Source organism: Vibrio sp. 1-1(7) (genome assembly GCF_013048485.1).
Taxonomy (GTDB): domain Bacteria; phylum Pseudomonadota; class Gammaproteobacteria; order Enterobacterales; family Vibrionaceae; genus Vibrio; species Vibrio fujianensis.
In genome coordinates, this window is the sequence record NZ_VHSP01000002.1 from 678,296 (window position 1) to 690,865 (window position 12,570).

General features: G+C 41.5%; 11 protein-coding genes. 3 read left to right on the plus strand and 8 right to left on the minus strand.

Translation table 11 applies throughout. The features are described from left to right. Positions 1 to 87: 87 nt before the first annotated feature. From FKN05_RS10945 to FKN05_RS10955, 3 genes are all read right to left on the minus strand, one after another. A complete protein-coding gene (locus tag FKN05_RS10945) occupies positions 88 to 1,785 on the minus strand; it encodes an SgrR family transcriptional regulator (RefSeq protein ID WP_170887492.1) in 1,698 nt (565 codons plus the stop codon). A gap of 80 nt (positions 1,786 to 1,865) precedes the next feature. Then, positions 1,866 to 2,096 carry a DUF3389 family protein gene (locus tag FKN05_RS10950; protein ID WP_099611237.1) on the minus strand — a complete coding sequence of 77 codons (231 nt, stop codon included), beginning with the start codon at positions 2,094 to 2,096 and terminating at the stop codon, positions 1,866 to 1,868. Between the two features lie 3 nt (positions 2,097 to 2,099). Beyond that, positions 2,100 to 2,549: a hotdog fold thioesterase gene (locus FKN05_RS10955; RefSeq protein WP_170887493.1), complete on the minus strand. Its 450-nt coding sequence runs from the start codon at positions 2,547 to 2,549 to the stop codon at positions 2,100 to 2,102. Between the two features lie 415 nt (positions 2,550 to 2,964). Here FKN05_RS10955 and FKN05_RS10960 point away from each other — a divergent pair, with 415 nt between their 5' ends. Then, entirely contained in the window at positions 2,965 to 3,531 is a 567-nt protein-coding gene (locus FKN05_RS10960; protein WP_170887494.1) for a PhnA domain-containing protein, read from the plus strand. Positions 3,532 to 3,578: 47 nt separating this feature from the next. Here the strand turns inward: FKN05_RS10960 and FKN05_RS10965 are convergent, their stop codons facing one another. The 3 genes from FKN05_RS10965 to FKN05_RS10975 all read right to left on the minus strand — a co-directional run bounded on the left by FKN05_RS10965 (position 3,579) and on the right by FKN05_RS10975 (position 7,103). After that, positions 3,579 to 3,770 (minus strand): hypothetical protein, encoded by a 192-nt coding sequence (locus FKN05_RS10965; protein WP_099611240.1) that lies wholly within the window; start codon positions 3,768 to 3,770, stop codon positions 3,579 to 3,581. Between the two features lie 238 nt (positions 3,771 to 4,008). Next, on the minus strand, positions 4,009 to 4,968 hold the full coding sequence (locus FKN05_RS10970; protein ID WP_170887495.1) for a TerC/Alx family metal homeostasis membrane protein: 960 nt from the start codon (positions 4,966 to 4,968) through the stop codon (positions 4,009 to 4,011). A 398-nt stretch (positions 4,969 to 5,366) separates the two neighbouring features. Then, positions 5,367 to 7,103 (minus strand): bifunctional metallophosphatase/5'-nucleotidase, encoded by a 1,737-nt coding sequence (locus FKN05_RS10975; protein ID WP_170887496.1) that lies wholly within the window; start codon positions 7,101 to 7,103, stop codon positions 5,367 to 5,369. A 254-nt stretch (positions 7,104 to 7,357) separates the two neighbouring features. Here FKN05_RS10975 and FKN05_RS10980 point away from each other — a divergent pair, with 254 nt between their 5' ends. Next, positions 7,358 to 8,989, plus strand: coding sequence for an ATP-dependent endonuclease (locus FKN05_RS10980; protein WP_099611243.1), 1,632 nt, complete (start codon positions 7,358 to 7,360; stop codon positions 8,987 to 8,989). A 264-nt stretch (positions 8,990 to 9,253) separates the two neighbouring features. Here the strand turns inward: FKN05_RS10980 and FKN05_RS10985 are convergent, their stop codons facing one another. Next, complete coding sequence (locus FKN05_RS10985) at positions 9,254 to 9,766, minus strand: DUF1097 domain-containing protein (protein ID WP_099611244.1); 513 nt, start codon at positions 9,764 to 9,766, stop codon at positions 9,254 to 9,256. Positions 9,767 to 9,941: 175 nt separating this feature from the next. Continuing rightward, positions 9,942 to 10,847, minus strand: a complete 906-nt coding sequence (locus FKN05_RS10990) for a LysR substrate-binding domain-containing protein (protein ID WP_099611245.1) — start codon at positions 10,845 to 10,847, stop codon at positions 9,942 to 9,944. Positions 10,848 to 11,066: 219 nt separating this feature from the next. Here FKN05_RS10990 and focA point away from each other — a divergent pair, with 219 nt between their 5' ends. Further along, positions 11,067 to 12,527 carry a formate transporter FocA gene (gene focA / locus FKN05_RS10995; RefSeq protein ID WP_170887497.1) on the plus strand — a complete coding sequence of 487 codons (1,461 nt, stop codon included), beginning with the start codon at positions 11,067 to 11,069 and terminating at the stop codon, positions 12,525 to 12,527. Positions 12,528 to 12,570 lie beyond the last annotated feature (43 nt).

Here is a 12,570-nt window from a genome sequence, read left to right on the forward strand (position 1 = left end):
ACGCCTCTCCTCACTTCTATCGAATCACCCATTGCCTACGACAATAAGTGCCTCCAATTTGTTGATATTTTTAATTATATTTTGCTGTTATTCGGAAAGAATATCAGGTTTTACCCAGACTTGGCTAAAATCAAACCATCCTAAGGCATTACATTTAGCGTTTTGTAATGAACCACATTGATCTTTGCTCACGCCCAACCAACAGTGAAACATTGGGATAATCTGTTGTTTCTCAATTAATGATTTTCCCAGTGTTTTCGCAGGGAAGCTCTCTCCCTCTTGAGCCCGCCATTGATCAACCAGTTTAGACCATTGGTTAAAATCATCACTTTGGCTCATATGTTCTATATCAGAATAATTGAGTAGCCAGCCAGCTAATGCATCGTCTCGGTGGTTCGCTATCCCCATCGCTTTAATCCAAATATCGACCTGATCAATGGCTTCAACCGTAAGCTCATATTTTATGAAATTCACATCAATATTATCGGTTTTTAAAATCTGTTGAATGACTTTTGCTAAAGTTGGAAACATCGGGTGTTTAGCATGATACGCAATCGTTACTGTACGCTGTTCTGGTGGTGAAATCGCGCTATTATTGGGGGTTTGATGATACCATCCTGGCTTTAAGCCATATGCGGGCAAAACACCCAATTCGATAACTTTTTCCTCTGGTAATAAGCGAAATAAATTCAACGAATTCAGTTTTTTTTGAAAATAATTCGCCCAGTGTATATTGGCGGCTAAACCTTTACGACGATTCAGAAGTAAATAGGTACAACCGGGATCCAACTCAACATCTTCAGTAAAAGAGCCTCGCTGACTTTTTATCGGGTGTGTCAAACTTGGAAATACCATCGTTGAATGCACTTCATCAATAACCCACACTTCCACCCGATCCAGTAAAGGGCGAAAACCAAAGTAACCATCAAACGCTTGTAGTATTAAACGTTTTTCATCGTTAATTATGACTTTATAAGGCCCGGTTCCTATTGGCATTAAATCAAAATCGTCTGAGCGCAGCACTTTCGGTAATAAAATTTTGGCGCAAGATTCTGCAAGTAATAAAGGCAAATGATAATCTGGTTTGGTGAGTATCACATCGACCACCCAAGCTTCAGGTGATGTCACTTGCTCGATATGGGAAAATAAATTGACGAACCGAAGCTGCCATAAACTCTGCACCACGCCTTCGGTGGTTAATGGTTCACCGTTATGAAAACGAACACCGGGACGTAAGTAAAATCGCCAGTGTGAAGGACTCAGCGCTTGCCAATGATGGGCTAAATCCGCTTGTAATTGTTCTTCTTCATCTAAACGAGTGAGCCCACTGTAGATTTGTCTTACAATGTGAAGCTCTGAACGTCGCATCGGTTTGGTTGGATTGAGCATGGACAGTGGTCGATAATAAGGAAGGCGCACCACTTGCCGCCCTTCTTGGTGTTGAACACCAAGATAACTCTGGATCACCTGGGTTAATTTTGCCGCATCCTGATCAAGAACCGACAATGCTTGACCAATTTTCCCTTCTTGTAAATATCGACGGGCTAAATTTTCACTGACATCGGTTCTACTTCGTTTAAAAATCAGTTGTGATAATTTTCCGCGCCCGGCAGCCGGATGCCATTCTATCCAACCTTCATCTTCCATTTTATTGAGAACAATACGGGCATTACGTCGAGTACAAAAGAGGATATCTGTTAGGTCTTCCAACTGAGTCTCTGTATTTTGACCATCAAAATGTTCAAAAAGAGTCTCAAACTGAACACGCAATCGAGGGCTACTCATAAAGGGGAAACTTACCATAATAAAAAACTATTCCAGTTTCCCTATTTATGATGCTTTTCGCAAGTCATGAATCAGGATATTTAAGCGATATCACACCCTAAAACTTGAGCAAGGGTTTGTAGTTGTTGGGCATTATCGAGTTTAATCGACCATTTAGTTTCACTACCGTGCGCGACAACCATATTTGCCTCTGATATTAAACTCACCGCATCACGAACAGCATGTAAAGTAATACGAGACGCGCCTTCTAAACGAATTAAAATTTCATGAGCTGTCACGATGATTTTTCCGCTTTTTAATTCAATAACCATACGCTAAGACTCATGACATGTTGAACGAGGGTATTTCGCCTGTTTTACAGCCATGGTTAAACGGCTAGTACAAACAAGCCGTTCTCTTTCATCCGTTATTTCAATTTGCCAGACTTGCGTTGAGATGCCCAAGTGAACTGGACTTGCTGTGCCAATCACCATCCCTTCACGCATTGCTCGGATATGATTGGCATTAATATCGAGTCCTACACAATAACGGGAGTCATCAACACAAAAGTTGGCGGCTAATGAGCCTAAGGTTTCCGCCAAGACGACAGAAGCGCCACCATGCAGCATGCCTAAGGGTTGGTGAGTAAAAGAACAGACAGGCATAGTGGCACTAAGGGTATTCTCAGTAACATCGGTATAAATAATATTGAGGTGTTCTATCAGCGTATTTTTTGATGTGGCATTTAAGTCAGCTAAACTGATGGGTCTTTTCCAGATGGCCATGCGTATCCTAATATTTTCAAAGTATAAACAGCCTGATTATATACCCAAACTACTTGGGGTTGCTCATTACAAAACGCTAAAAGGTAGGTGTTGAAGCCCATGATCTCACAGATTGGTATGATATCTCCTGTTGACTTTAAAGATGCAACAGTGTTGACGGCGTTCGTTTACCCGAATGGCATCGCCGGTCTATGCTCGTGAGGATAAACTCACTTGCCACCATTAACCATGTTGGTTCACTCCAAGTGATTTGGGAATAGCAAGAGTAAAGTTTGCTAAATTATTTACTTTCCGCACCAAATTGCCCTTAAATGCTCAAAATAGAGCATTAACTATGATTAACCATAGGATATCTCTTTAAATTTTGTGCATAAAGTGGATAATACCCACAAATTAATTTTACAAGGTGGGAACAATGTCTACTGAAGCTACTTTACTCGAACGCTGTGAATCAAAATGTGAACTCTGCTCTTCAGAGTCAGCGCTTTCTCCTTATGTGGTTGCACCACACACTCAAGTGACAGTTGACCATGCAGTAATGCTTTGTGCAACTTGTAAAGACCAAATTGAAAAGCCAGAATCTGCCGACATCAACCACTGGCGCTGCCTTAATGACAGTATGTGGAATCAAGTTCCAGCCGTTCAAGTCCTTGCTTGGCGTCAACTAAAACGTCTGTCTGCGGCAAAAGGTTGGGGACAAGACTTGCTAGATATGATGTACATGGAAGAGGAAGTCCAGAAATGGGCTGAAATCGGTATGAACGATGACGAAGAAAAACCGCGTGATGTTAATGGTGTTGAGCTGAAAAAAGGAGACGATGTGACGGTAATCAAAGATCTCCCAGTTAAGGGGTCAAGCATGGTAATTAAACAAGGTACCGCTGTTCGCGGTATTGCCTTAACGGATGATCCCAAGCACATTCAAGGAAAGGTAAATGGACAAACCATGTTCATTATTGCGGAATACTGCCGTAAAAAATAATTTGGCAGCAGAAAAAACAAAAAGCCGACAAATTGTCGGCTTTTTAATTAGCGCATTAAACCAATATCTCGTTGTATGTGATCAGATAATTCTCCGGCATGATAACGATGTGCCGAAGTCGATTCGACAAAAAGAATATCAACTAAATGAGCCATCAATCCTTTGAAGTTAACCGAATAGGTTTTTTTATCCATAGAGGTAGGTACTGGAACGGTACCGAAACGTATTGCTTGTGCCATAGAAGCCTCTCTTGATAAGCCGGTAACTTATATGAACAGATCTTAAGCAATACCCTGTGATTTATAAAATGACAAAATTTGGACTTTTGCATAAATAAAACTAATAAAACATATGGTTAACAATTGAATGAGTAATCGCGCATTCGCTGCAATTAACTAATCATAAACCGTCACACCTCTTGCATAAAAACTCACCGGTTGCATTTCTGTTTATTTTATTTAACATTTAATGCAAAGGCTATTTTTCGACTTTGATCGCACTATTCAGTTTGTCTGAGTGGCCTTTGAACCATGAAGCCACAATCGCAATCAACATCGTTACCAATAAAACCAATAAAGAAATTGGGGTTGGTATCTCCCACGGCGAGCCAACTAATAACATTTTTATACCAATAAATAACATAATAAATGCGAGTGCCGGTTTTAAATAGATAAATTTATTCATCATTCCTTCCAGCACAAAATACAACGAGCGCAGCCCTAACAAGGCAAAAACGTTTGCTGCTAACACCAAAAAGGGCTCTCGTGTTACCGCAAAGATAGCTGGAATTGAATCTAGCGCGAACATAATATCCATGCAAGCAATCATACCAACAACAATAAACATGGGCGTTACCCACCAACCTTGCTGTTGACGAATCAATAATGCATGCCCAGAATAATCTTGCGTTACATTAAAGCAGCGTCTCATCACGCGTTCAGGAAGTGGGTTAAGTTCACTGTGTTGTTTTTCTCTTGCTAATTGAACCCCTGTCCAAATTAAGAACACAGCAAATACATATAAAATCCAATGGTATTGACTCAATAGTTGCGCGCCAATCACAATCATAATACCTCGTAAAATTAAAGCTCCAATCACACCATATAAGAGCGCCCTTGGTCGACATGAAGCGGGAACCGAGTATTGATGAAAGATAATAGCAAACACGAATAAATTATCGATGCTGAGTGATTTTTCTAGTAGGTAACCAGTTAAAAAGGCTAGCGACGCCTGTGAGGCACTATAATCACTATTCGGTAAATAAACCTCCCAAAATAGGAAAATGATTGCCGCAAAAATAAAGGCAAGCAGAATCCAAAACAAGCTCCAACTTAATGCACGCTGCAAAGAAATTTTATTATCACGAGTTTGCCAAATATCTAGCGCAACCAATGTGACGGTAAGAAGCATAAAGCTTAGATAAGTCATTAGGGACATGTTTCCTCCACGAGCGGAAGGAAAAACGTTTTAGAGAGCAAAACGAAACCTTCCGCATACCAAGTTATACTGTATAAAACAGCATGGATGCGTTGGTCTCGTCGAAATAGGTTAGGCTGCAACCTATTTATACTTGCCGGATAAGCTTAACGCTTAACGGGATGACGACAAGTAAACAACATGATGGCGACTACTCCCCAAACAGCGCTACTTTACTATGGTTGTTTTATCTCGTCTAGCGACAACCACATAATTTAATTTAAAGGTAAAAAATAAACCAATCCGACCCACACACTAATCCAAGCTACAATCGCTAATAGGTCACTCCAATAATTCCACATAACCGGCCTCTGTTCACTGTCATCGTATGAAAAGAGAGCAAAAAGTGGACCAACAAATTAATTTGATTGGTTGGAAACATTAGTTTGCGCAGTTTGACTTAATAAGTAAGGTTTATCGGTTAATAATTCAATAAAAGCATCAGCCATAGACACATTGGTCACTTTCCCCTCACCTTTCATTTCAGTCAAAGCATGGTAACCTTCTTTGCCTTTCATGGTGTAGGCGGATGAAGTACCGTAATACTCCCCGTTTGGATTAACCGAATACCACTCTCCATCGATAAAAATGGATAGATTTTGAATTCTTTGGCCAATAGGATTATTCGCTTGGTATTCGAAAGAAAGGTTATGCGTATAAGGGTAACTACCCGATCCCGTTCCTTCTACACCATTATTGAAAGCATTATTGATTGCGCCTTCTAATGTTCGAGCAAGTGCATCTCCGGATATTTTATAGACACCAACCGGAACGGCAAATGGTAATAGTTGGCCGGCAATATCGGCCACAGAAACTTCACCCGGCAAAATGGAGGTTCTCACCCCACCGGCATTATGAATGGCAAACTGAACTCGGTAGCCTCGCTTTTCCATTGCATAAGCAAAAGCTTTGGCAACTAAAGGAGCAACTTGGCTTGGGCCTTCTTCATCCGGGATGCGTACATGGCGTAGTTTTTCTGATGCATGGGCAATGATTTGATGTTGTAACTCACGGACTTTGGGTATGTATTTGTTTTGTAAAATACCATGGACATCTGGATCTTTTTTGCAGACTACGACATGAGGATGATTATTGACAAACTCACACGCATCAAGGTGGGTTGTATCGCACCCCGCTTCATTCATACTGGCATCAAGAAAAAGACGGCGTCCTAACAGCAATTCATTGCGACCCGTAAAATTGACAACTCGGCCATTTTTATCGAAATCAATGTGACAATGCCCTAATGCTAATGCATAAAGCCCAGCTTGAACGACATAAGTTCCATTAATAAATTGCCCATAAGATTCTTCTTGGGAAAGTCCAAGTGCACTAAAGTCACCTTGTAATATATGGCTATGTCCACCAACGATGACACTGATGCCGTCAATCTTAGCCGCCAGTTCTTTGTCAGCTTCATATCCCAAGTGACTGGCAAGAATGATTTTATTAATTCCTGAATGATGTATAGCTTCAACGGTTTTACTTGCGGTTGTCAACGATGACACAAATGGAGTATCCCCATCAGGGTTGGCGATATCTTCCATCTTATCCAGTGATAAACCAAAAATGGCCACTTGACTGCCATCAACCTCTTTTACCATCCAACGAGCACACTGTCGTTGTGAATCAAAAGCATACACCTGCGAATTGTTAGATAGACGATGTTGTTTATCTTGCCGCTCTTTGGACAAATCCCAATTACCCGCTAATAACGGAAATTGTATACGTTTAGCAAACTGCGCAACGGGCTCATTTCCCATATCTAATTCATGATTACCAAGTGTCATGGCGTCAATACCTAACGCATTGAGCATCTCAGCATTAGCCTGACCTTTAAATAAAGAAAAATATAAAGTACCTTGGAAGCAGTCACCCGCATGGACAAAAATAAAGCCACGCTTCATACGCTGAGCATCGGCTTTAAGCTGATGAATTCGGGTCGCAATACGAGCAAAGCCACCCGCACTGACAAATGGGGTTAAAGTTTGTTGATCAATGTTTAAAGATAGTTGTAGTGAGGTTGGCTCAAAATAAGAATGGGTGTCATTGATATGAGCCAGAGTAATCGATGTCATGTCTTTTATTCTTTTCATAATATTTTCTCTTCTCTTTCCCCTCCATCCTAGCTTAAAAATCATGACAAAGTCGTGACTTTTATGAAATATTTTTGCAAGACCATGGAAAAAATATAAAGCTTAAGGCCTTCAATCATTCTGAAACATGAAGGTTCTGTGAAGTACTGGGCAGTTTAATGACTTGAGCGTCTGTTTATTCACACATTTTCCTTTATGCTTAACAAAAACTCAACGCAAGCTGTCGAGAACGTTGAGCAAGAGGAACTCACTTTATGCATTTAGAACGTATTGAAATATCAGGATTTCGAGGCATTCGTCGCTTATCGCTAACCTTTGATGAACTCACCACATTAATCGGAGAAAATACATGGGGAAAGTCTTCGTTACTGGATGCGTTATCCGTCATACTACCGCCGGATGGAAAGCCTTATCAGTTCGAATTGCAAGACTTTCACGTAGACTATGCTCTCTCTCATCCACAAACTCAAGATATCCAGATTATTCTTAGCTTTATTGCCTCCGACAAACACGAGCATCGTGCGGGTCGCTATCGGAAATTAAAACCAGTATGGCGTCAGGATGAACATGGCTGCCATCGCATTATTTACCGTGTTAATGCCTCACGCATACAGTATGATATCTCCACCCACTACGCCTTCTTGGATTTAGAAGGGCATACTATTGCAGTTCATGATAGTGAGCAATTAGCTCAATCATTAATGAGTTTGCATCCGGTTATTCGGTTACGAGATTCGCGCCAATTTGATCGACCTTTTATAGAAGGGAATGGCAAAAATGCACGCATAGAGAAACGGATCAATAATACGTGTCGTCGTTTAATGGCTATCCCAGGTCATGTGAATAAAGGCGAAATGCGCAGTAGCTTAAATTCAATGCAGGCATTAATAGAGCATTATTTTTCATTTAAAGATCAAAAGCGTAAAAACCCACGTCGAGAAAGAGAAAGCTTGGTTTATGGCCCTCCTGGGTATGATAAAAGTTTGTCGCAAGTGGTTGATGATACCAAAAATCGCCAAACCCGACTGTTACTGATGGGGTTACTCAATGCTTATTTACAAGCCAAAGGGCCCAATGATCTACGACGCTATGCGCGACCCATACTGATTATTGAAGATCCTGAAGGGCGTTTACACCCGACGCATCTTGCTCGAGCCTGGAATTTGCTTGATTTACTTCCTATGCAAAAAATCCTAACCACCAATAGTGGTGATTTACTCGCCTCGGTACCACTACATTCGATTCGACGTTTGGTGAGAACGTCAGATAAGGTTGTCGCGACAAGTATGCCAAGCCGAGGACTAGGGCGTGATGAGTTACGCCGCATTGGTTTTCATATTCGCTTTCATCGTCCGGGCGCTCTTTTTGCTCGCTGTTGGTTATTGGTTGAAGGAGAAACAGAAGTTTGGCTATTCAGTGAGTTAGCCAGACAATGTGGTTATAACCTAGCTGCGGAAGGAGTACAGATTATCGAGTTTGCACAATCAGGGTTGAAATCGTTAATCAAAGTTGCAAAAGCTTTTGCGATTGAATGGCATGTGGTGACCGATGGTGATCCTGCGGGTAAAAAATACGCAGCAACAGTACTCAACATGCTAGAACATGAACAAGCTCGACATCGTCTTACTGAATTGCCCGATCGTGATATTGAGCACTTTTTGTATTCCCATGGTTTTGAGTTCTTTTTCAAAGATATGGTTAAAATCCCACACGAACACCCTATACCGGCAAAAAAAGTCGTTAATAAGGTGCTTAAAAAGCATGCCAAACCCGATCTTGCCCTGGCCATTGTTTCTCATTGTGAAGAAAACGGTGTCGAGTCGATTCCCCTACTCTTGCGTTGGACGCTAAAAAGAGTGGTCACACTGGCAAACGGAAATATATAACCAAAATGAATATACCCTTCCTACTTGAAGCTGCTGGGGTGTTGGCTACGTTCTTTCACCCCAATCGCATAGCCTGTCTATGCTCATGGGGATTCACTCACTTGCCGCCTAACTGCAACTCCAAGTTGTTTGGGTATAAGTTTATTCCCTGTGTTAATCATCATTTACAAAGGGGATAAACCGCCCGATCAATATTAGTGATAATGCTTTTCTCTAGAGTACGTTTTGCTCTTATTGACCAGCCTTACTTTTATGAAGAACGCTTTACTGAGGGGTGACTGCTTTTTTATTACAGCGTAACGTTAACCCATGCTCTGATTCTTTTCTTTCTTCACTTCTCTTATGCAGCCACTCTCCGCTCGCTTTCATGGTATAACCAAACACGCCACCTAATAACAAAGAAGGGATAACAAGTGCTATGTTTCCATCTGCAGCAAACGTAGCACAACAACCAATAAAAGTACCAGGAATGTAAGCGAGTAAAGCATTTTTAGCTTGAATGCACATCATGAAAGCTGCAAAAGCGGTGATAACATAACCGATGATCTCCCATGTCATAAACTGAGAGAGTAACATCATCACCCATGCCCAAAAGACACCGCTCAAATTACAACATAGACTTTGTGCCAAGCCTTTGAGCCCAGCATGCGGAGTCGCAAAATAGCTGGTACAACCCAAGAAGCCAGCCCAAGAAAGTAAGCCAAAGGAGATAGCGATCCAACCCCAAATACCGGATAAGATGCCGGTCGTTAACGATATAGCAAAAAGCGCATTCATAACTTCTCCCTTAAATAAAACGCGGTTGACACATTAATGATGTGACAACCGACAATGAGAGAATAGTAAAGCGATGCGGCAAAACAACAAACGATTTAAATCACAGTTTTTGTGCAACAATTTATTTGATATACAAAAAATAGTGATGCAATCGATAAATCAACAGATGATGGTATCATAGCACATAGGGCTTGCCTTTCATCATTCGCAAGCCTTCACGTCGAATACATTCAGCTAATGGATTTTCAGCCATCTCGGCTCGCCAGATAAACGAAAGCGTACGCTCCATACTTAATTGTGGGACATTAAGCGCAACCAATTGACCACTTTGAATGAAACGCTCAACATCTAAATAAGGCAGGCAAGTCAAATAAGAGCCATTAGCCACTAAACTACGTAAGACAGGAACATGCTCGTATTCACGCCAAACATCCAAATCAGCGATTAACTTATGGATTGCACTGTCAAAAATGCCACGAGTTCCAGACCCTTGCTCTCGAAGCACCCACTTAGCTTGTTCTAGCTGAGCTAAGCTAACCACTTCTCGTTTAGCGAATGGGTGATGTGCAGAAGCAACCACACATAAATGATCCCGACACCACACTTCTTGATGAATTCGATTATCATCGCAACGCCCTTCAATGATGCCTAAGTCGTACTTATAATCTAATATTCCCTCGATCACACTTTGGGTACTTCGAACCCCCAGTTCAATGCGAATCTCCGGAAAATCACTATCAATAATACTGATAAGGTCAGGCACTAAATGTTCCGCTGGAGTTTGGCTTGCACCCAATCGAATTTCGCCACTTAACAAATGCTGATCATAAAAGCCCATTTCAATTTGCTGAGCATCTTGTAGCAAACGTTTAGCTTTTGGACGTAACCACATTCCCCAATGGGTCAATGCCATTTGTTTTCCTTGACGCTCAAAGAGCGGGCGTCCCAACATTTTTTCTAACTGTGCTAAAGACATACTTGTTGCAGACTGGGTTAAAGCTAGCTGTTCAGCTGCCGCGCTCACACTGCCGAAGTCTGCCACAGCATCAAAGACGGCCAATTGTTTTAATGAATATCGCACAACCTATCCTATGGAACGATTTATACCAACCCCAATTCACTGGGCCACGAGTGTCATTCTACTGCTTGCTTTTACTATATCAATATAATTGATGAGGTTTTAAAGAATTATCAATTTTACCTTCTTCCTTTCGCTCTCTAATCTAACGGTGAAGCAACCCACAAGGTGTTGTTTAATTTAGTCAGGAGTTATTTATGTATCTAAGTCTGAGGAGCGAAAATGTCAGCAGCGAACTCTGAAAATCAACTCTATTTTTCGCCCCATGAAATGATGGCAGAAGCTGAAAAATTTGCCCTGAGTAAAGCCAAGAAAACCAGCGGCATGATACTGAGCTTAGCCATAATGGCTGGAGCATTCATTGGGCTTGCTTTTCTATTTTATATTACCGTAACAACCGGAAGTGATAACTCTGGATGGGGGTTAAGCCGACTCGCAGGAGGCATCGCTTTCAGCATGGGGTTAATTCTTATTGTTATCTGTGGCGGTGAACTGTTTACTAGTTCTGTCCTTTCTAGCATTTCTTGGGCGAACAAGCAGATCAGCTTTGGCAAAATGCTGTCTATTTGGGGCAAGGTTTATGTCGGTAATTTTCTTGGAGCAATGTTTTTGCTGTTGTTGGTTTCAGCCGCAGGGATGTACCAACTAGATCATGGCCAATGGGGGCTTAATGCTCTCAACATTGCACAGCACAAACTGCATCACACGCCCATTCAAGCATTTTCACTTGGGGTGTTATGTAACTTACTCGTTTGTTTGGCGATTTGGTTAACCTTTAGTTCAGCAAACGCCATGACAAAAGCAGCTATGACCGTTTTACCTGTTGCAATGTTTGTTTCAAGTGGATTTGAACACTGCGTCGCCAACATGTTTATGGTGCCGCTTGGTATTGTTATCCATCACTTTGCACCAGATAGTTTTTGGCAACAAATCGGAGTGACAGCCTCACAGTATGCAGATTTAAATATCACACGCTTTATCACAGCAAACTTAATTCCCGTCACGTTAGGAAATATTGTCGGTGGAGCGGTTCTCGTTGGATTGACGAACTGGTCAATTTACCGTCGCCCTTACCTAAAAGAAGCACAGATCACTACCATCACCGAAACCACTCCAATACAGTCAGTTAAGGAAACCACCATGAAAAACTCAATAATTGTGAAAGATATGATGAACACCCAACCGATAACTCTTAATGCTGAGATGCCGATTGCTCTCGCTATCGATGCATTGGTTGATAACCACCTAACAGCAGCTCCTGTGGTAGATATTCAAGGCCGTTTGGTGGGCATGTTCTCTGCTCACGATGTAATGGTTGATTTATGGTGTCAAGACTACTTGCCGAATGAAGAACAAAAAGTGGTTGATCTGATGACCCGTGATGTTATTGCGATTGATGCCAATGATTCGCTCGTTGATATTACCGAGTTTTTATGTATTGATAAAGAACAACTCTTCCCTACAACGAATATGGGCATCGCGACTCGCTTTAATGCATTATCTGTCGAAGAACGAGCGAAAAGCATGAAAGTCAGTAAGCCCCATGTTCTTCCTGTATTAGAAAATGGTCAATTTGTCGGGATGCTAGCACGAAATGACGTTCTTGCTGCACTTCGTCCAATTTATGGTGAACGTTTAGCGGTTGTTAACGAACAACAAGAGCAAGAGCTAGCTCGCGCATAATAATAGTATTAACTCATTGATGAGTTAATACAGAAAGTAAAAG

Coding starts and splice junctions, on each gene's coding strand:
- FKN05_RS10945 (WP_170887492.1), bottom strand. CDS start 1,785: ATGAGTAGCCCTCGATTGCGTGTTCAGTTTGAGACTCTTTTTGAACAT.
- FKN05_RS10950 (WP_099611237.1), bottom strand. CDS start 2,096: ATGGTTATTGAATTAAAAAGCGGAAAAATCATCGTGACAGCTCATGAA.
- FKN05_RS10955 (WP_170887493.1), bottom strand. CDS start 2,549: ATGGCCATCTGGAAAAGACCCATCAGTTTAGCTGACTTAAATGCCACA.
- FKN05_RS10960 (WP_170887494.1), top strand. CDS start 2,965: ATGTCTACTGAAGCTACTTTACTCGAACGCTGTGAATCAAAATGTGAA.
- FKN05_RS10965 (WP_099611240.1), bottom strand. CDS start 3,770: ATGGCACAAGCAATACGTTTCGGTACCGTTCCAGTACCTACCTCTATG.
- FKN05_RS10970 (WP_170887495.1), bottom strand. CDS start 4,968: ATGTCCCTAATGACTTATCTAAGCTTTATGCTTCTTACCGTCACATTG.
- FKN05_RS10975 (WP_170887496.1), bottom strand. CDS start 7,103: ATGAAAAGAATAAAAGACATGACATCGATTACTCTGGCTCATATCAAT.
- FKN05_RS10980 (WP_099611243.1), top strand. CDS start 7,358: ATGCATTTAGAACGTATTGAAATATCAGGATTTCGAGGCATTCGTCGC.
- FKN05_RS10985 (WP_099611244.1), bottom strand. CDS start 9,766: ATGAATGCGCTTTTTGCTATATCGTTAACGACCGGCATCTTATCCGGT.
- focA (WP_170887497.1), top strand. CDS start 11,067: ATGTCAGCAGCGAACTCTGAAAATCAACTCTATTTTTCGCCCCATGAA.